Source organism: Dokdonia sp. R78006 (assembly GCF_042466145.1).
Lineage (GTDB): Bacteria > Bacteroidota > Bacteroidia > Flavobacteriales > Flavobacteriaceae > Dokdonia.
In genome coordinates this window covers 1,521,068-1,540,510 of the sequence record NZ_JAXHBU010000001.1, presented here as the reverse complement: position 1 = coordinate 1,540,510, position 19,443 = coordinate 1,521,068, and the positions used below count along the sequence as shown (strand labels likewise).

24 protein-coding genes are annotated in these 19,443 nt (G+C 37.2%); 17 read left to right on the top strand and 7 right to left on the bottom strand.

Annotated features, from left to right (window positions below; all coding sequences use genetic code 11):
- Positions 1 to 136 precede the first annotated feature (136 nt).
- From SJY37_RS06915 to SJY37_RS06875, 9 genes are all read left to right on the top strand, one after another.
- Entirely contained in the window at positions 137 to 751 is a 615-nt protein-coding gene (locus SJY37_RS06915) for a bifunctional nuclease family protein (RefSeq protein WP_298330282.1), read from the top strand.
- A gap of 12 nt (positions 752 to 763) precedes the next feature.
- Positions 764 to 2,164, top strand: coding sequence for a NupC/NupG family nucleoside CNT transporter (locus SJY37_RS06910; protein ID WP_298330284.1), 1,401 nt, complete (start codon positions 764 to 766; stop codon positions 2,162 to 2,164).
- A 210-nt stretch (positions 2,165 to 2,374) separates the two neighbouring features.
- Positions 2,375 to 3,655 (top strand): carboxypeptidase-like regulatory domain-containing protein, encoded by a 1,281-nt coding sequence (locus tag SJY37_RS06905; protein ID WP_298330287.1) that lies wholly within the window; start codon positions 2,375 to 2,377, stop codon positions 3,653 to 3,655.
- A 164-nt stretch (positions 3,656 to 3,819) separates the two neighbouring features.
- Positions 3,820 to 4,644: a thymidylate synthase gene (locus tag SJY37_RS06900; RefSeq protein WP_298330290.1), complete on the top strand. Its 825-nt coding sequence runs from the start codon at positions 3,820 to 3,822 to the stop codon at positions 4,642 to 4,644.
- A gap of 25 nt (positions 4,645 to 4,669) precedes the next feature.
- Entirely contained in the window at positions 4,670 to 5,080 is a 411-nt protein-coding gene (locus SJY37_RS06895) for an energy transducer TonB (RefSeq protein ID WP_298330293.1), read from the top strand.
- A 1-nt stretch (position 5,081) separates the two neighbouring features.
- Entirely contained in the window at positions 5,082 to 5,543 is a 462-nt protein-coding gene (locus SJY37_RS06890; protein ID WP_298330296.1) for a hypothetical protein, read from the top strand.
- 171 nt (positions 5,544 to 5,714) lie between these two features.
- Positions 5,715 to 6,881 (top strand): ergothioneine biosynthesis protein EgtB, encoded by a 1,167-nt coding sequence (gene egtB, locus SJY37_RS06885; protein ID WP_298330299.1) that lies wholly within the window; start codon positions 5,715 to 5,717, stop codon positions 6,879 to 6,881.
- 39 nt (positions 6,882 to 6,920) lie between these two features.
- On the top strand, positions 6,921 to 7,886 hold the full coding sequence (locus SJY37_RS06880; protein WP_298330302.1) for an L-histidine N(alpha)-methyltransferase: 966 nt from the start codon (positions 6,921 to 6,923) through the stop codon (positions 7,884 to 7,886).
- A gap of 50 nt (positions 7,887 to 7,936) precedes the next feature.
- Positions 7,937 to 8,218, top strand: a complete 282-nt coding sequence (locus tag SJY37_RS06875; protein ID WP_298330305.1) for a DUF427 domain-containing protein — start codon at positions 7,937 to 7,939, stop codon at positions 8,216 to 8,218.
- 63 nt (positions 8,219 to 8,281) lie between these two features.
- Here SJY37_RS06875 and SJY37_RS06870 read toward each other — a convergent pair whose 3' ends face one another.
- Positions 8,282 to 8,575 carry an isoamylase early set domain-containing protein gene (locus tag SJY37_RS06870; RefSeq protein ID WP_108877813.1) on the bottom strand — a complete coding sequence of 98 codons (294 nt, stop codon included), beginning with the start codon at positions 8,573 to 8,575 and terminating at the stop codon, positions 8,282 to 8,284.
- Positions 8,576 to 8,803: 228 nt separating this feature from the next.
- On the bottom strand, positions 8,804 to 9,874 hold the full coding sequence (locus SJY37_RS06865; RefSeq protein WP_298330309.1) for an aminotransferase class V-fold PLP-dependent enzyme: 1,071 nt from the start codon (positions 9,872 to 9,874) through the stop codon (positions 8,804 to 8,806).
- A 63-nt stretch (positions 9,875 to 9,937) separates the two neighbouring features.
- Between SJY37_RS06865 and SJY37_RS06860 the strand changes: the two genes are divergently transcribed.
- The 4 genes from SJY37_RS06860 (at position 9,938) to fabD (ending at position 12,431) form a co-directional block, all read left to right on the top strand.
- Positions 9,938 to 10,384 (top strand): 2TM domain-containing protein, encoded by a 447-nt coding sequence (locus SJY37_RS06860; RefSeq protein ID WP_298330311.1) that lies wholly within the window; start codon positions 9,938 to 9,940, stop codon positions 10,382 to 10,384.
- Entirely contained in the window at positions 10,381 to 10,863 is a 483-nt protein-coding gene (locus tag SJY37_RS06855) for a dihydrofolate reductase (protein ID WP_298330314.1), read from the top strand. Before SJY37_RS06860 ends, SJY37_RS06855 begins: the two co-directional genes overlap by 4 nt.
- A gap of 20 nt (positions 10,864 to 10,883) precedes the next feature.
- Positions 10,884 to 11,450, top strand: a complete 567-nt coding sequence (locus tag SJY37_RS06850) for a cysteine hydrolase family protein (protein ID WP_298330319.1) — start codon at positions 10,884 to 10,886, stop codon at positions 11,448 to 11,450.
- A 96-nt stretch (positions 11,451 to 11,546) separates the two neighbouring features.
- A complete protein-coding gene (fabD, locus tag SJY37_RS06845; protein ID WP_298330322.1) occupies positions 11,547 to 12,431 on the top strand; it encodes an ACP S-malonyltransferase in 885 nt (294 codons plus the stop codon).
- Positions 12,432 to 12,535: 104 nt separating this feature from the next.
- Here fabD and SJY37_RS06840 read toward each other — a convergent pair whose 3' ends face one another.
- Positions 12,536 to 12,928, bottom strand: a complete 393-nt coding sequence (locus tag SJY37_RS06840; RefSeq protein ID WP_298330325.1) for a hypothetical protein — start codon at positions 12,926 to 12,928, stop codon at positions 12,536 to 12,538.
- A 239-nt stretch (positions 12,929 to 13,167) separates the two neighbouring features.
- Between SJY37_RS06840 and SJY37_RS06835 the strand changes: the two genes are divergently transcribed.
- Entirely contained in the window at positions 13,168 to 13,938 is a 771-nt protein-coding gene (locus tag SJY37_RS06835; protein ID WP_298330327.1) for a LexA family transcriptional regulator, read from the top strand.
- A 54-nt stretch (positions 13,939 to 13,992) separates the two neighbouring features.
- Here the strand turns inward: SJY37_RS06835 and SJY37_RS06830 are convergent, their stop codons facing one another.
- Genes SJY37_RS06830 through SJY37_RS06820 form a run of 3 tightly spaced genes read right to left on the bottom strand, consistent with a single transcriptional unit; the run spans position 13,993 to position 14,777 of the window.
- Positions 13,993 to 14,232, bottom strand: a complete 240-nt coding sequence (locus tag SJY37_RS06830) for a hypothetical protein (RefSeq protein ID WP_298330332.1) — start codon at positions 14,230 to 14,232, stop codon at positions 13,993 to 13,995.
- A 42-nt stretch (positions 14,233 to 14,274) separates the two neighbouring features.
- Complete coding sequence (locus tag SJY37_RS06825; RefSeq protein WP_298330334.1) at positions 14,275 to 14,505, bottom strand: hypothetical protein; 231 nt, start codon at positions 14,503 to 14,505, stop codon at positions 14,275 to 14,277.
- Between the two features lie 50 nt (positions 14,506 to 14,555).
- Positions 14,556 to 14,777 (bottom strand): hypothetical protein, encoded by a 222-nt coding sequence (locus SJY37_RS06820; RefSeq protein ID WP_108877803.1) that lies wholly within the window; start codon positions 14,775 to 14,777, stop codon positions 14,556 to 14,558.
- A gap of 140 nt (positions 14,778 to 14,917) precedes the next feature.
- Here SJY37_RS06820 and SJY37_RS06815 point away from each other — a divergent pair, with 140 nt between their 5' ends.
- Positions 14,918 to 15,577, top strand: coding sequence for a DUF2461 domain-containing protein (locus SJY37_RS06815; RefSeq protein WP_298330339.1), 660 nt, complete (start codon positions 14,918 to 14,920; stop codon positions 15,575 to 15,577).
- A 10-nt stretch (positions 15,578 to 15,587) separates the two neighbouring features.
- On the opposite strand, the gene SJY37_RS06810 is transcribed toward SJY37_RS06815, so the two are convergent.
- Positions 15,588 to 16,835, bottom strand: coding sequence for a 3-deoxy-D-manno-octulosonic acid transferase (locus SJY37_RS06810; RefSeq protein ID WP_298330342.1), 1,248 nt, complete (start codon positions 16,833 to 16,835; stop codon positions 15,588 to 15,590).
- Positions 16,836 to 16,972: 137 nt separating this feature from the next.
- Here SJY37_RS06810 and SJY37_RS06805 point away from each other — a divergent pair, with 137 nt between their 5' ends.
- Both SJY37_RS06805 and SJY37_RS06800 read left to right on the top strand, forming a co-directional pair.
- On the top strand, positions 16,973 to 18,106 hold the full coding sequence (locus SJY37_RS06805; protein WP_379952918.1) for a DegT/DnrJ/EryC1/StrS family aminotransferase: 1,134 nt from the start codon (positions 16,973 to 16,975) through the stop codon (positions 18,104 to 18,106).
- A 3-nt stretch (positions 18,107 to 18,109) separates the two neighbouring features.
- Positions 18,110 to 19,387, top strand: a complete 1,278-nt coding sequence (locus SJY37_RS06800; RefSeq protein WP_379952917.1) for an amidohydrolase family protein — start codon at positions 18,110 to 18,112, stop codon at positions 19,385 to 19,387.
- The last annotated feature ends 56 nt before the right edge of the window (positions 19,388 to 19,443 follow it).

The following is a 19,443-nucleotide window of genomic DNA, read 5'->3' as shown; positions in this document are numbered from 1 at the left end:
ACAACTCACAAACAGAAAGTTAAACCACAAATAACCTACCTTCAAATGAACTACTTAATTTAAAGGACGATGACTTTAATGAATGCATTTATATTAAACTTATAAACTAAAGTAACTTTTCCTATTTTTGCAGCCTATGAGCTTAGTGCGTTTAAATATAAAAGGAATCTCCTACAGCCAGACTCAGAATGGAGCATATGCTTTGATTCTAACGGAGCAAGGAGGAGATCGTAAATTACCTATAGTTATAGGAGCCTTTGAGGCACAATCTATTGCAATTGCTTTAGAAAAAGAAATTAAACCACCTCGCCCTCTTACTCACGACCTGTTTAAAAATTTTGCAGATCGCTTTGATGTGGTTATCAAACAAGTGATTATACATAAACTTGTAGATGGCGTTTTTTACTCTAGCATTATTTGCGAGCGTGATAACATTGAAGAAATAGTAGATGCCCGTACTAGTGATGCCATATCGCTAGCCTTACGTTTCCAAGCACCTATTTTTACGTATAAAAACATTTTAGACAAAGCAGGGATTTTCTTAAAAGGAAATACAAATCCTGAAGAGTTTACAGAAGATGACGAAATCCTAATGGATGAAATCTTATTAGAAGACGAGACATCTTCTAGCGATAGTGACTATAACAAAATGTCGCTTCAAGACTTACACGATAAACTTGATCAAGCCGTAAATAGTGAAGACTATGAAACTGCTGCCCAGTTAAGAGATGAAATCTCAAAACGCAACTAACATACTTATTATATGCGCAAATTACTACTTACCCTATTGGTATTATTAAGTTCATTTACCGCATTTGCGCAAGAAGCACCTCAGGCTATTATGGATGTGGTTCCTTCTCAAGGGTTTTCTCTTGAGAGCTTTGGGCGTGGTGTACTAGGGATGTTTTCTCTTATATTAATTGCCTTTTTATTTAGTAGTAATCGCAAAGCGATAAACTGGAAAACAGTAGCCGTAGGCCTCGCCTTCCAGCTTGTTATTGCTGTTGGGGTTCTCAAAGTTGCCTTTATAGAAAAGATTTTTGACTTCATTGGAGGAATATTTGTAGCCATACTCAACTTTACACTCGCCGGTAGTGACTTCCTTTTTCAAGGACTGGTAAGTGACACCTCTACCTTTGGGTACATATTTGCTTTTCAAGTACTACCTACCATCATATTTTTCTCTGCACTTACTTCTGTAATGTACTATTTCGGGATTATTCAAAAGGTGGTTAAGGCCTTTGGATGGTTATTATCTAAATTATTAGGAATCTCTGGAGCAGAGAGCTTGAGTGTTGCTGGCAATATATTCTTAGGACAAACTGAGGCGCCACTTTTAATAAAAGCATACCTAGAAAAAATGAACAAGTCAGAGATTCTGCTTGTTATGATAGGTGGTATGGCAACAGTAGCAGGAGCTGTTCTTGCGGCATATATAGGATTTCTAGGCGGTGAGGACGAGGCTTTGCGTCTCATATTTGCAAAGCACCTACTTGCGGCCTCTGTAATGGCTGCACCTGGCGCAATTGTAATATCAAAAATACTATATCCTCAAACTGAAGAGGTAAACACAGACGTGAGTGTATCTAATGACAAGATAGGAGCAAACGTTCTTGACGCTATTGCAAATGGTACTACAGAAGGTCTTAGACTTGCCGTAAACGTAGGCGCGATGCTTCTAGTATTTGTAGCTTTTATAGCAATGGCAAACGGCATATTAGGCTGGATAGGAGAAGTAACTACAATAAACGATTGGGTTGCAGCAAACTCTACATACCCTAAGCTTTCACTGGAGGCTATCTTAGGAACCATCTTTGCACCGTTAATGTGGCTTATAGGTGTTGCTAGTGAAGACACCACAATGATGGGACAACTACTTGGAATCAAACTAGCAGCCAGCGAGTTTGTAGGTTATATCCAGCTCGCAGAACTTAAGAATACTGCAAATGCAATTCACCTCAACAATGAAAAGTCTATCATTATGGCGACTTATATGCTTTGTGGCTTTGCAAACTTTGCTTCTATCGGTATTCAGATAGGTGGTATTGGATCTCTAGCTCCTGGACAGCGCACGCAGCTGTCTCGTTTTGGACTAAAGGCTCTTATCGGAGGTTCTATTGCTTCCTTAATTTCGGCTACTATTGCAGGGATGATTATTGGTTAAGAAACCACATCCATCATTGTAAATAATTCATTTTCTTTTCGACTATATAAGTCCGCTTTCGCGAAAGCGTACCCATTCATTGTGCCTTATTCTTAAAATCTTAGCCTCTTAGTTTTAATAAATTAACAGCGGGATTTTAAATATGCCATGAAAATATACTAACTTATAGTGTTAAAAAGACTTCTTGAGAATTCACTTAAACTCATTGCTATGAAAACTATTTACAACGTTACCAAATTAACTTGGGCGAGCATACTACTACTCTTCCCATTATTAATAATGGCTCAAACTGCCACCACGACCATTACCGGATCTATAAATGACCGCGAAACTAAACAAGCTATAAGCGGAGCAACCATCACGCTAGTAGGCACAAACATAAGTACCATCTCAAATACCGAAGGGAATTTTGCTTTAAAAATAATGGAAGCCACAACTAGTCCTTCCCTACTTATTGAAGCCTTAGGATATAAAAACAGCATACAAGATATTACAGATATTGATAGTGATATTGACATACGCCTATCTCCAAAGAGCCTAGACCTAAGCGAGGTGCAAGTTGTGGGATATAAATCTGCTAAAGAGCTTGTAAAAAAAGTCTTTAATAAAAAGAGAGAAAACTACATAGGTGAACCGCTTAAGATGACAGCATTCTATCGAGAGACTATCAAGAAAAGAAACAAAAATGCATCACTAGCCGAGGCTGTTGTCTCTATCCAAAAGGAAGGATACATAAGCAACAAGGAAGACCAAATACGCTTACTTAAATCAAGAAAAAGCACAGATTACGCTAAGCTAGACACTATTGCTTTAAAACTGCAAGGAGGCCCTTTTAGCACTTTGTACGTAGATGTGATGAAGTATCCAGAATACATCTTTACACCAGAAACCATGGAAGCTTATAATTTTAGTTTTGAAACCCCTACAGAGCTCAACGGTAAAGATGTACTAGTAGTGGGCTTTGAGCCAAAACCTAACATTGTAGGACCTTTATATGCCGGCCAACTCTATGTAAGTGCTACATCACTAGCATTGCAAAAAGCAACATTTACACTAGATCTTACAAATGAAATTGAAGTCAATAAAATGTTTGTAAAAAGCAAACCCAATGGCGTTCGAGTAAAAGCTAGAGAGATCTCTTATGAAGTAGATTATCGCGAGAAAAATGGAAAATGGTATTACGGCTATGGAAAAGCAAACTTGTCTTTTGAAGTAAAGAAGCGACGACGACTTTTTAAATCAATTTATACACTCTCTTGTGAGATGGCAATAACAGACTGGAAAGTTACTACTGCCGATGCATTTAGTAAAGATGGAGAGATATCACCATCAATCATCATGGCAGATGAAAATCTAGGATTTGGCGATCCAGAATTTTGGGGAGAATATAATGTGATTGAACCCGAAAGATCTATTGAAGCAGCCATAAAAAAGATAAAACGAAACCTAGAAAAAGATGATAATTATCGCGCTTCTCTAGGAGGTAAATAAAACCTCGTTAATAACTCATAATAAGAATATACACCTTGCGTTGTACAACTAGCAAGGTGTATTTACTTTTATACTCTATAAGAGAGTAAGACTTAATTCGTTTATGGGACATAGCACCTACCTCAATTACACCAACTCTTTTACGAAAAATTACAGCTGCATCTATGAAACAATATCACGACCTCATCAAACATGTACTAGAAAACGGAAATCAAAAAGGTGACCGCACAGGTACAGGAACAAAGAGCGTTTTTGGGTATCAAATGAGATTTGATCTCTCTGAAGGATTCCCAATGGTGACAACTAAGAAATTACATCTCAAATCTATTGTTTACGAACTGTTATGGTTCTTACAAGGAGATACAAACATCAAATATTTACAAGAAAATGGTGTACGTATTTGGAATGAATGGGCAGATGAGAATGGTGATCTTGGTCCAGTTTACGGATACCAATGGCGCAACTGGAATGGTGATGAGATTGACCAAATAAAAGATATTGTAGAAACTCTTAAAACTAATCCTAACAGTCGTAGAATGCTCGTGAGCGCATGGAATCCCTCTGTGATGCCAGATACCTCGGCATCTTTCTCAGAGAATGTTGCAAATGGTAAAGCCGCGCTTCCACCATGTCACGCTTTCTTTCAGTTTTATGTTGCAGATGGAAAGTTGAGTTGCCAGCTATACCAGCGCAGTGCAGATATCTTCTTAGGTGTTCCTTTCAATATAGGTAGCTATGCACTTTTTACAATGATGATGGCACAAGTGTGTGGTTACGAAGCTGGAGAGTTTATACACACCTTTGGAGATGCTCATATTTACTCAAACCACATGGAACAAGTTGAACTTCAACTCTCAAGAGAATTCCGTACTTTGCCTACATTAAAAATTAATCCTGATGTAAAAGATATCTTTGGCTTCACTTTTGATGACTTTACATTAGAAAACTATAATCCGCATCCACATATTAAAGGAGCAGTGGCAATTTAACCCCCAAAATTAACCTACCTATCTAATGAAAAAATTATTATTTGTACTCGCACTTGTAGCCGGAATCACAACGATAAACGCTCAAGAAGGAGTTTACATGAAAAAATCTACCACACTTAGGTTAGATGAAGTTCCTCCTACCTGGCCAGGATGCACAGGATCTATTAGCGAGAAAAACAACTGCCTGAGACAGAAACTCGCTACGCATGTCGTGCGCAATATGAAATTTCCTAGTGATTATCAAAAAGGAGCTCGCGTTGTAGTTGATATGGTTATCAATAAAGAAGGAAAGCCGGTAGTAAATAATGTAACTGGCGGTACGCCTGGAATGCAAAAGGCTGTAAAAACAGCTATCATGACTATACCACAATTAAAACCTGGAAATATAGGTGGAACTCCTAAAGAGAGTAAACTCAAACTTCCTTTCAAATTTTAATATGCGTTACCTCTTATTAAGCTTAGTTTGCGCATGTACATTTCTCTCGCAGAATGTGCATGCACAAATTCAAAAGGACATCTCATTTACAATAGTAGATACTCCGCCTAGATATCCAGGGTGTAAAGGTGCAAATGCCAACTTTCTCAAAGAATGTTTTCGCAACAAAGTAGAAGCCCTTATTACAGATAATTTTGATTTTAAACAATTTGAGGCGCTTCTTCCTAAAGGTAAGCACAGAGTTTTTGTGCAATTCAGGATTTTAGACAACGGTACTTACGACCAGTTATCTGTGCGTACACCGTATACTTCTATAGAAAAAGAAGCTATTAAGGCGCTATCAAATCTACCACGGTTTGAGGGAGCTATCCACAAAGACAAACCAGGAAATGCTTTATTTGCTACAGCATTTACTGTAGTTGTAAATGAAGGTATCATAGCTACGGAAGACGATAAGAATTAAATTTCTTACACCCTTATATATAATAAGGATTTGACCCTGTTTTATCTGTTTGAGTAGCTCTTCTTGCTCATTTAACAAACATTTATTACGTTATTCCTTCTGTCACGGGCTTCTCACAAGCACGGCATGGTAAAAACCCGTAAATTTATATGACTCATAAAAGTCATATGTATGATTGCTATAGAAAACCTTGTCGAATTCTTTATTGAAACTCGAGCACACACAGAGAATATCTGTAAACCACTAGAAATTGAAGATTACGTTGTGCAACCCATTGCAGACGTCTCTCCCCCAAAATGGCACCTAGGCCATACTACTTGGTTTTTTGAAGAATTCATTCTTAAGCATCATAAAAAAGGATACACCCTTTTTAGTGAAGACTTTGCATTCGTATTTAATAGCTACTATGAGAGCGTAGGAAAAAGAGTCGTGCGCACAGATCGCGGCAACCTATCAAGACCAACCGTAGACCAAGTGTATGCATATCGTAAATACGTGACTCAAGCACTCCAAGAGCTTCTTGAAGAAGAAATTACACCTACAGTAAAAAAGCTGCTTACTATTGGCATACACCACGAGAAACAGCATCAAGAATTACTTGTTACAGATATTAAATATATCCTAGGTAACAATCCCCTCACGCCTATTTACGGAGGAGAATTACGCTTTCGCGAAAGCGAAAAAGGAACACAACCAAGCTTTATCGCCATTAAAGAAGGAGTTTATGAGATAGGCCACACTGGAGAAGAGTTTTGCTACGATAATGAATTAGGTCATCATAAAGTCTACTTGCACGATTATCAAATATCAAACAAACTAGTAACCAATGGCGAGTGGATAGCATTTATTGAGGCTGGAGGTTATCAAGAAACACTCTTATGGCACGCCGAAGGCTGGGACTGGGTAAACACTCATGAGATAACTGCTCCCATGTACTGGCATCTAGTAGGTGACGAATGGTATCAATACACTCTCGATAAAGGATTACAAAAAATTAATCCAGATGAGACCCTTGTACATATCTCCTATTATGAAGCTTTTGCTTTTGCACAATGGAAAGGAATGAGATTACCTACAGAATTTGAGTGGGAAGTCGCCAGCTCTCAACTAGACTGGGGTGGTCGCTGGGAATGGACAGAAAGTTCATACTTACCTTACCCTGGTTACACCAAGGAAGAAGGAGCCCTAGGGGAATATAACGGGAAGTTCATGGTTAATCAAAAAGTCTTGAGAGGTGGCTCTGTAGCCACGCCATCTAAACATACAAGACATACATATCGCAATTTCTTTCAGACCGGATTACGCTGGCAATTTACAGGCTTACGCCTCGCCAAATAATATTGAAAGTATTTATAAAAACACACGACATAAACGTCTATGACGACCAAAACTACTACCATCACATCTGCATTTAGTCAAGAAGTAACAGAAGGACTCACCTCCTTCCCAAAGTTTCTTTCCTCAAAATATATCTATGATAAAAAAGGCGATAAGCTTTTTCAAGATATTATGGCAATGCCTACCTATTACCTCACGGACTGTGAGTTTGAAATTTTTGAAACGCATAAGGAAGCGATTTCAAAAGCTTTTACAGATAGCAAAGGTTTTGACCTTATAGAACTGGGCGCTGGAGATGGCAAGAAAACTAAAGTCCTTTTAAAGCACTTAATAGAAAGAGGAGACACCTTTGCATATTTACCTATTGACATTAGCCAGAATGTGCTGGATGGACTTAAAGAAAGTGTAGAAAAAGAAATACCAGACATTATCATAAAACCTCAGCAGGGAACTTATTTTGAAGTCCTTGAAGATGTTGCAGGATACAATGAACGTAAGAAAGTAATCATGGTACTAGGTTCAAACATAGGGAATCTACTTCACCCACAGGCTATAGATTTCCTTACAAATATCCAGAAAGCAATGACCCCAGGAGATTTGCTTTATATGGGGTTTGATCAAAAGAAAAATCCGCAGACTATTCTTGACGCTTATAATGACCCAGAAGGGGTTACCGAGGCGTTTAATAAAAACTTACTGCACCGTATTAATAATGAAATGGATGCAGATTTTAATCCTGATAATTTTAAACACTGGGAAGTTTACGACCCAGAAACTGGTACTGCCAAAAGTTATCTTGTAAGTACAAAAGACCAGTCTGTTACTATAAAATCACTCGACCTTAAGGTAGATTTTACTGCATGGGAAACCATACATACAGAGATTAGTCAGAAATATGATGACAACATTGTAGAGTGGCTAGCAAGTGAGTCTGGACTTGAGATAATCAATGAATTCTCAGACAGCAAAGCCTATTATAAAAACTATTTATTTAAGAAAAAATAACAATGTTATAAGCGCAGAAGTAACTTCTCACATTTATAAAAAAAATTATTATGAAAGCAATTTGGAATAATCAAGTGATAGCAGAAAGTAATGATACCGTTGTAATTGAAAACAATCACTACTTCCCTCATGACGCTATAAAGAAAGAATTTTTTACATCAAGTGAACTGCAGAGCACCTGCCCATGGAAAGGTGTCGCTTCTTATTACACCGTTACTGTAGATGGAAAAGAAAATAAAGACGCCGCTTGGTTTTATCCAGAAGTGAGCGAACTAGCAAAAGGAATTAAAAACCACGTTGCTTTCTGGCGAGGGATACAAGTAGTTGATTAAAACGACTTGTCGAAACAATACACAAAAAGCCATTTCTTAATAAGAAATGGCTTTTTCTATATATTATAATTCAAGAACACTATTTTCTGTAGCGGCATAAGCATTATACTGAAAACGATCTGCTTCTGCTTCATTTACCCACTCACCATCTACTACATAACGAAACTCGTAAGAGCTCTCTGTAGGAATATCAAAAGTTCCTTTAAAAGTTCCATTCTTTAATTTCTTGAGAGATGTAGATGTGTCCCAGTTATTAAAATCACCAGCAACAGCTACAGTACTTGCGTGTGCTGCAGGTATTGCAAATGTAACTTTACAAACAGGTTTTGTTTTTAAAAATTTCTTTGTGACTGCCATAATAAGAGGTTTAAAAATACACCCAAATATAGCAGGATATTTACTTAAAAAACACTAAATCAATAGTTTAACCTTATTTTTACGATATAACAATATTGGGAGCTTTAAAATTAAAAAGCCACAAAGCGAAAACGTTTGCACTTCCTAAAAATATCATAACTGCTTATTGCACATCACAAAATTAATGCTGTATTAATCATAAATTTTACAACCAATCATTGCTTAATGCTACACAAGAGCCAGCAATTTATTGAGATCTTCTTCTGTATTAAAATAGTGAAACCCTACTCGCACACCTTCACCTCGTGCAATAGTTATTATTCCTTCATCCCTTAATCGAGCTACAAGCTGGTCATCTCCTTTAATATTAAAAAACGATCCATGATCTACTCGATCTATAATTTCTTTTGAGATAAGTCCTTTCTCAGCAAATGCTGCTTTTGCTTTACTGTTGATGACTTTTACTTTTTCATCTATGGTTGTCATACCTAGCTGTCGTATTACATCAATGGCAACACCTAAACTTCCATAATTGAGCGTGTCTTGATGACCAGGCTCAAACCTTCCTAAAAAACTACCTTCTTGAGGTTTATATTTCCCTTGTATAGAATTGAAACCTGAGGTTCTAGGAGCTACTCGTTCTGCTACAGATTCTTTAAATAAAAATAGCGCATTGCCGTATCCAGCATTCATCCACTTATACGTGCTACCTCCTATCACATCAAAGGCAGAATTGTCAAAATCAAATACTTCGGTGCCTAGATATTGCGTAGCATCAGCAAAAAATAAGGTGTTGGGATATTTTGACTTTAACTCTCTAAGGAATTCATGATTGATTTTTATACCCGATAACCACTGTACCATGGAAAAGGCAAAAATATCTGGTTGCGCTTTCGCGAAAGCGGTTGCTATCCCCTCCTCAATAGTTCCCGTAATTTTTATATAACTCACGTCAAAATCACGACTCTCAAAAGGCCAATTTACAGAAGGATAATCTCCTTCTAAAAGGAGTACCTTTTTATGTGTAGTAATCCCCTCTATAAGCGTATTGAATCCGTAAGAAAAATTAGGTACAAGTGCTACTCTGTTTGCTTTACAAGAAAAAAGCTTACCTACCTTTTCTCGTACGCTTGTGAGTACTTTTGCTTGATTCTCTTTAAGTATACTACCTTGTATAAGAAAATCGAGATCATGCTCTTGACGCCACTCCATTACAGGCAGTGATAATAAGCCCGATGCCGCAGTATTGAGATAGGTGTACTGTTTTAAAATAGGAAAGAGTTTTGCAAAATTTTTCATAAGCTATTTACGATTGACGCTCAAAAAGGCTAATTTTATATAACCATCTAAAGGTCGCATTTTATGTCACTATTTTCAAAGAAAACTACTACTTCTATTGATCCTGTTCAAAAAGAACTTATTGAAAACGCGCAAGCACGCGTACGTCAAAAGAAGAATCTCTATAGACACTTTGTTACTTTTCTTGCTGGGGCAATCTTACTTATTGTTATTAACCAAGTACTTCATGTAGGTGAAGAATTTAAGCCATTTCAGAAACCTTGGTTTGTGTGGGCAATACTTATATGGACATTCTTTTTCCTCATTCATCTTATAAACGTACTGCTCATGAGCAAGTTTATGAATAAGGAGTGGGAACAAAAGCACCTTGATAGACTTGTTGCAAAACAGAAAGTGCGTATAGCAGAACTTGAAGAAGATGTAGCTTTATCACATCCATTACCAGAAAAAAAAAGTCCAGTAATGAGGAATCCTTCCTTTCCTCTAGAAGATCAGAATACGCTCCTATGATAACAATGATCGCTGCCGCTGCAGAAAATAATGCCTTAGGAAAGGATGGTGACATCCCCTGGCATTTACCAGATGATTTCAAACACTTCAAACAATTAACTACTGGTCACCACATCATAATGGGGCGTAAAACGTGGGAAACTTTCCCTAAACCGCTACCTAATCGCACGCATGTGGTAATAACACGCGATCATAGTTATAAGGCAGAAAATGCTGTTGTAGTGCATTCTCTTGAAGATGCACTAGCATATTGCAAGGATGAAGCTCATACTTATATTATAGGAGGTGGTGAGATTTATAAATTAGGGATGGACTATGCAACACACATAGAACTTACACGCGTTCATAACGAATTTGAAGCAGATGCTTTTTTTCCAGAGATTAATACAAATCAATGGGAGTTAGTAAGCAGTGTTTTTCACAACGTAGATGATAGACATAAAAATGGATTTACTTTCGAAAGCTGGAAAAAGCTGTAATCCTCATTAAATAGTACATCATGAAACTTCGAGACAAAAAGACTGCCTTACTATTAATAGATTTACAGAAAGGATTTTCTGAAGAATCCCACTGGGGAGGCAATCGTAACAATCCCAATGCAGAAGAAAAAGCATTAGAATTACTTACAATGTGGCGCTCATTAGGTCTCCCTATATTTCATAGCATTCATAGCTCTCGAGATCCACTATCACCACTACATGAATCACAACCTGGTTTTCAAATGCTAGATGACCTCGTACCTCAACCTAATGAACCTCTCATTATAAAGCACGTAAATAGTGCCTTTATAGATACAGATCTCAAAGCACAACTAGACGCCCAGCACATCAAGCAACTAGTAATTGTCGGTCTTACCACAAATCACTGTATCTCTACCACAACACGTATGGCTGGTAATTATGGGTTTGAAACCTACCTAGTTTCTGACGCTACAGCAACTTTTGATAGAAAAGGAATAGATGGCACAATATATCCTTCTGAGCTTATCCACCAGACGGCACTAGCGAGCTTACATGAAGAATTTACTACAGTAATTGACACCGCTAGTCTTTTAAAGATTCTATAATACCCTGCTTATATCAATACAATAGTTATTGTATTTTTGAACTTTTAAATTTCATCTAGTACGCTTTCGCGAAAGCGCACTCAAATAGGATTACCCATGAAAGCATATATATTTCCAGGACAAGGAGCTCAATTCTCAGGAATGGGCCTTGATATTTTTGAAAAGTACCCTCTTGCTCAAAGTCTTTTTTTAAAGGCAAATGATGTATTAGGTTTTAATATTACAGATGTAATGTTTGAAGGATCTGCAGAGGATTTGAAGCAAACTCAAGTTACTCAACCTGCCATATTCATTCATTCTATAGCTCTTAAAACCGTGATGACAGATTTTAAACCATCTATGGTTGCTGGTCACTCTCTTGGAGAATTCTCTGCACTCGTTGCAAGTGGTGCGCTGGATTTTGAAGACGGTCTTAAACTTGTAAGTAAGCGTGCTCAGGCTATGCAAAAGGCATGTGAATTACAACCTTCTACTATGGCGGCCGTTTTAGGTCTTGAAGATAACATTGTAGAAGAAGTTTGTAATGAAATTGCTGGTGTTGTTGTGGCAGCAAACTATAATTGCCCTGGCCAGCTTGTTATTTCTGGTGAGGTAGAGGCGATTAACAAAGCTTGCGAGGCTATGAAAGAGAAAGGTGCACGCCGCGCTCTAGTGCTACCTGTAGGTGGTGCTTTTCACTCTCCTATGATGGAGCCAGCTCGTGAAGAACTAGCCGCAGCGATAGAGAATACAGTTTTTAAAAACCCAGTATGCCCTATCTATCAAAACGTAACCGCTAGTGCTGTTACAAGTGCTAGCGAGATTCAAAAAAATCTTATCGCACAGCTTACTGCTCCTGTAAGATGGACACAAACTATACAACAAATGGTAGCAGATGGTGCTACAGAATTTGTAGAAGTAGGACCAGGTAAAGTATTACAAGGTCTTGTAAGAAAAATAAATAGAGATGCAACTGCGAGTAGTGCAGTACTTCCTGAATAAATAATAAATACTATTCATAAAAAAACCAGCCCTAGGGCTGGTTTTTTATTGTCTAAAAGCTATAATGTTGAATAACATTCTAGCTTTAGTAAACTATATATAAATTAGTTTACTGCTTTTTTTACAGCATCACCAGCTTTAGTTGCAGCATCTTTAGTTGCGTTTGCAGCATCGTTTGCAGCGTCTTTAGTTGCATTTGCAGCATCGTTTATAGCCTCACCAGTTGCGTTTGCAGCATCTTTTGCGCCTTCTACAGTTGCATCTGCAGCATTTTCGATAGCATTTCCAGCTTCGTTAGCAGCATTTCCAGCAGCATCAGCAGCTTCTCCAGCAGCATCCTTCACAGAGTTTCCTGCGTCATTTAAAGCATCACCTGTTGCGCTTGCAGCGTTTTCAACAGCATTTCCAGCCTCGTTTGCTTTTTCTTCCATTTCTCTACAAGAAACAGCTCCTACGATTAATGCTAAAGCAGCAACATTTAAAATAAATCTTTTCATAATTGAAATTTGTTTGGATAATTAGATGCGCGAATTTAACATAATTTCACATTCTCCTAACACAATAGGTTTACTTTATAAGGTGTTTATCGACAAAATGCAAATTTCTTAGGTATTATGTCAAAATATTAACGATTTAAGAGAAATCTTGATTTGGAATGCATTTCTTGAATTTTTCCAAAAAAATTAATAAAACAATTTATGGTAGGAATTATTCCTAATTTTCATACATTTACCCTATGGGCATAAACGATTTACCTTCAGAAATACGCAGATTTAAAGAAGTGCGAGAAGATCACGACTTCACGCAAGCAGAATTTGCAGATAAATTAGGGATAAAAAATAGCACGGCAGATATAGAACGTGGTAGAACAAAACTATCTGGACAAGTTATTACTGAGCTATTGAGACTATTTAATATCAATCCGTTATGGATTTATGGCTATAGTAAGCAAAAACATCTCAATACAGATAAAAGTGATGTAAGTCCTAAGGTTGTTATTGTCGATAAAGATGATAATGAAAACATGGTGCTCGTAAATCAAAAAGCAGCTGCAGGATACCCTAATAACATTGCAGATGTAGAGTGGTATCAAAAACTCCCAGCCTTTGATTTTCCTATCCCACAGTATCGGAATGCTACTTATAGAGGTTTTCAAATAGAAGGCGATAGTATGATGCCTAGTTTTAGACCAGAAGACTGGGTTCTGGCAAAAGGAGTAGAGAGCTTAGATTATGCTAGTGATAATAAGGTTTACGTTATTGTCTTACAAGATGCCGTAGTAGTTAAGAAATTACAGAAAATGCCAGATTCAAAGAAGGTGTTACTAATATCAATAAATGAAGAGTATGTACCTTACGAAGTAGCGGTAAGTGACATTCAAGAAATATGGCAGGTTAACAGCAAGCTCACTTTTAATCTTGACGAAGGAAGTAGCAATAGTTTACTTAAGGAGCTACAGCAATCCATGCTTGATCTCAAAGCACAAATGACACAATTTAAAGCATAAAAAAAGGTCGATAACTCATAGAGTTATCGACCTTTTACAATATAAACTTGATAATTAATTATCAGTTTTAACTTTTACCTCTCCGTCTTCATCTACTTTCACCTTAGTTTCAGAACCGTCAACGCCTTCTACCTTTAATTTGTAGCCATCGTCAGTATCTTTCTCCTTAGTTACCTCACCGTTAGCCTTTGCTTCTTCTATAATAACTTCGGCTTCAGTTTTCTTTTCTTTACAAGATGTAAATGATACCGCAAGGATACCAAGAGCTATAGCTCCTATTTTTAATGATTTCATAATTTTAAATTTTGGTTGTTTGAAAAAAAATAGCTGTTAGACTTAATTATCGTCTGTACCGCCAGTTCCTGTATTCTCTTTGATCTCGTCAACACCTTCTTCTATAGCATCTCCAGCATCATCCATAGCGTCTTCTACATCATCTATTGCATCTTCAAGATCATCTCCATTATCTGTAGATACTTCAACAGTTTTATTCTCTCTACAAGAAGTAAGTGTAAATGACGTTCCTAAAAGAGCTACAAGTGCTAGACTTAAAAAAATTCTTTTCATTTTGATTAAATTAAATAGTTAATTAAACCATATACGAACGCCACGACGTTTTAGTTGTCGTCTCCTATTTTTTCTATCTCTTCGTTAATTTCCTCGTTTACTTTATTATCAACTTTCTTTGCTGCTCTTTCTAAGATACCTTCACTTTCTCTTTCAGTTTCTACCTGAACTTCTTTTACAACTGTAGTTTCTTTTACTTCAGTCTCTCTGCAGCTTGCTATTGTAAATGATGCAATTAATAGTGCGATAATTGTAATATTTCTTGTTTTCATAATTTGGTGGTTGTTTAGAGTACAAATGTATCCTAGTAATAATGCCGTAAAGCACAATTTATAACCAATGTTTTCCAAATCATTCGTTAACTTTTGAATATCTAGCTCATTTAAAGATAAAAACTGTTAATTTTATTTTCATGAATTTTAGAGACACTTACAATTTCTTAGAACGACTACAACAGAACAACACAAAAGAGTGGATGGATGCTCATAGAAATGAGTATCATCATGTACGAGACAACCACATCAAATGGCTTAATCATTTAAATGACAAACTCGCCCAATTTGATCCTGAGTATTTTGACACCCCAGGTAAAAAGGCAATTAATCGCATCAATAACAATTTGATGTTTCATCCTAACAAGCCTATTTATAAAGACCACATAGGCGCAGGACTAGACCAGAAAACAAAACAAGGAGATTTTTATATAGAAATAGGTCTCAGTCAGAATTTACTAGCAGGAGGCTTCTGGAGGCCTAAAAAAGAGATACTACAAAGTATCCGTGAAGCTATAGATTATAATGGTGAGGAATTAAAAGCTATTATCAACAAACCTAGTTTTATAAAAACCTTTGGTGGTTTATGGGAAGATGATAAACTAAAAACAGCTCCAAAAGGATTTTCTAAGGAGCACCCGCACATAGATTTATTAAGAAACAAAACATTTGCAGTAGAGGTAACACTGTCGAAAAAACAAGTACTAGCAGACGATTTTGAGAAAACAATTATTGCAGTCTATAAAGAGATGCTACCCTTTAGAAGATACTTAAGAGAGGCTGTATCTATAGTAACTTAGAAACCATCATTTAGTCTTGAGTAAATTTATTACTCAAGTAGTCAATAATCGCTTTTGTAGCACCCGTATTACTATTAATAAAGTGTCCCGCAATCATCCCTGTTTGCGCTCTAAATTTTTCATCTACGATGAACTTAGATAGACGCTCATCAAATTCGGCCTGATTAGTTACGGCATAAAGTCCTGCGAGTTGCTGTAGTTTTTTTGCTTCGGGAAACTTATCAAAATTGCCTCCAGTAATTATAGGCACACCAAAAGTTGCTGGCTCGAGAATATTATGCAGTCCTGTAGTTCCCATCGCTCCACCTACGTAAGCAATATCTGCATAGCTATATATTTTAGTAAGAAGACCTATAGTATCTATAATCAATACATCGCAAGATGCCAGTGACGCTGTACTCATTTGAGAGTATAGCATTACTCTGCCCTTAATACTTGAGGCTAGTAATGCAATTTTTTCAGGCTTAATTTCATGTGGTGCAATGATAAATTTTGCTGCGCCTTCATTCCTATTGATATAATTTACAATCACATTATCATCTTCTGTCCAAGTACTGCCGCATACTATACATGTTTTGTCATTCTTAAAAGTATGAACAAAATCTAAAGTGTTATCCATTTCGATTTGATGACTCACTCTATCATATCTCGTATCTCCGCTTACGCTAAAATTTCCAAATCCTAACTTCTGTAATGCAGTTGCCGAATCTTTATTTTGCAGAAAAAAGTGCTCAAAACTTTTGAGAGATGCTGTCATCCACTTTCCATAAGGTTTAAAAAATGGCTGACTTTCCCTAAACACCCCTGAAATTAAAAAAGTGCGAATCTTTCGACGTTGGAGTTCGCTTAAATAGTTCGGCCAAAATTCATATTTGACAAAAAATACCATCTCAGGAGATACTATATCTAAAAAATTAGAAACATTTTTTGGAGTGTCAAATGGTAGGTAAACGGTAGCTTTCGCGAAAGCGTTATTCTTTTTAATCTCATAACCAGAAGGGGAGAAAAAGCTAATTACCATCTGGTGCTCTGGATACTTCTTTTTTAACTCCACAAGAACGGGCACTCCTTGCTCGTATTCTCCTAAAGAGGCTGCATGCACCCAGATAGTAGGCTTACTAGGGATGAGTTCTTTTTTTAAAATTTTTAAGGTATGCTTGCGCCCCACTATCGACTTCTTAAGCTTTGCATTAAAAAAACCAGCTACTGGAATTAGCGCTTGAATAAGCGTGATTAAAAGAGAATACAATTTATGCATGATTTCAAAAATAGTGCTTTGTTCTATAAATAAATTGTTAAGCGGTTGTAGTTTTTGTAATTTCGTTTAAGGAAATTTATCTCTATTTTATTAACAACAATTCTAATAAGAGGCCATTCGCCTTTAAGCCATATCAGATGAAAAATATACAAATGGTCGATCTTCAAGGCCAATATGCACAGATAAAAGATCGCGTAGACAGTTCAATTGCAGAAGTTATAGCAACAACTGCTTTTATAAACGGCCCAGAAGTGCGTAGTTTTCAAAGTGAATTAGAGGAATATCTGGGTGTGAAACATGTAATTCCTTGTGCAAACGGAACAGACGCCTTACAAATTGCTATGATGGGCTTAGGACTAGAGCAAGGTGATGAGGTTATTACTGCAGATTTTACATTTGCAGCTACTGTAGAAGTTATTGCGCTTTTAAAACTTACACCTGTACTAGTAGATGTTGACCCTGTAAACTTTAACATCGACATTGAAGCCATAAAAAAAGCAATCACCCCTAAAACAAAGGCGATAGTACCTGTGCATCTTTTTGGAATGGCAGCAAATATGGATGCCATTATGGATCTTGCTAAGGAGCATAATCTTTATGTAATAGAGGATAATGCACAAGGAATAGGATCTACATTTACTGGTCGTGACGGACAGAAAGTTAAAACTGGTGGTATAGGACACGTAGGTACAACTTCTTTCTTTCCATCTAAAAATCTAGGATGTTACGGTGATGGTGGTGCTATTTTCACAAATGATGATGATCTAGCTCATATGATTAGAGGAATTGTAAATCACGGAATGTACGAACGCTATCATCATGATGTTGTAGGAGTTAATAGTAGACTAGATTCCATCCAAGCTGCAGTACTTAGAGCAAAACTGCCTCACTTAGATAGCTATAATAAAGCTAGGCAAAATGCTGCACGTAAATACAATGCCGCTTTTACAAATGATCCTAAAATTATAACTCCATTTATTTGTGACAGCTGTGATTGCCATGTATTTCACCAATACACATTGAGAGTAAAAGATACTGATCGTGATGCGCTAGTAAAGCACCTTAATGAAAACGGCATCCCTTGTGGAGTGTACTACCCAATACCATTACATAGCCAGAAAGCGTATAAAGATACTCGCTATAATGAGGCAGACTTCCCAGTAACCAATGCCATTGTGAAGGATTGTATCTCCTTACCTATGCACACAGAACTAGAAGATGATCAGATTGCATTTATAACTAAAACTGTCATTGATTTTGTAAACAAGTAAGCTATGAAATACTGCCTCTCTCTACTACTTGTCATATTTACAAGTTTTGTGCTATCAGGTCAAGAAACGCTTCTCCATTGCGGGAAACTGATTGACACTAATAATGGAAAAGTTTTAACCGAACAAACAGTAACCATTTTAGGCAATAGCATTATAAAAGTTGAGAAAGGTTACGCTTCCGCGAAAAGTGGCCAGACCATTATTGATCTTAAGTCAAAGACAGTAATGCCTGGCTTTATAGACATGCACGTGCACGTCGAGAGTGAGACCAATCCGAAACAATATCTGGAAACCTTTACTAAAAATGAAGCAGACGTAGCTTTTACTGCTGCCGAAATTGCAGAAAGAACACTCATGGCAGGATTTACTACTGTACGAGATTTAGGAGGAAGCGGTGTAAATGTATCTTTAAGAAATGCTATAAATAACGGCACAACGAGAGGTCCACGCATCTTTACTGCCGAAAAGGCCATAGGAACAACTGGAGGTCATGCAGATCCCACAAATGGCTTTAAAAAGGTTAATATGGGTGATCCTGGTCCAGCCGAAGGAGTTATTAATAGTGTAGATGATGCTAGAAAAGCAGTAAGACAACGCTATAAAAATGGCGCCGACTTAATAAAGATTACCGCAACTGGTGGAGTACTTAGCGTGAGTAAGAACGGAGACAACCCACAGTTTCGCCAAGAGGAGGTAGATGAGATTGTGCGCACCGCCAAAGAATACGGAATGCACGTCGCTGCGCATGCCCACGGAAAAGAAGGTATGCAACGCGCTATCAAAGCTGGTGTACAAACTATAGAACACGGCTCCTTTATGGATGAAGAAACCGTAAAACTCATGAAACAACATGGAACCTATCTAGTGCCTACACTATCTGCAGGAAAATATGTTGCAGCTAAGGCAAAAGTAAAAGGATACTATCCAGACATTATTATTCCTAAGATTGAAAAAGTAGATGCTACACTTAAAAAGACATTTACCATGGTTGCACAATCTGGAGTAAACATAGCTTTTGGAACAGATGCCGGAGTATTTCCTCATGGAGAGAATGCAAAAGAGTTTCGCTACATGACAGAATATGGGTGGTCACCTATGTTTGCTATTCAATCTGCTACCATTACTAACGGAAAGCTATTAGATATGGAAGGACAACTAGGTGTAATTGCTGCTGGGTATCTTGCAGACATTGTTGCAACAGATAATGACCCTACACTAGACATCACAACAACAGAGCGTGTTTCATTTGTCATGAAGAACGGTATTGTATATAAGCAGTAAATAAACCTAAGTTATATCAATTGACGCACATTTTTCTTAAGGGTTTAAGAAGCTCG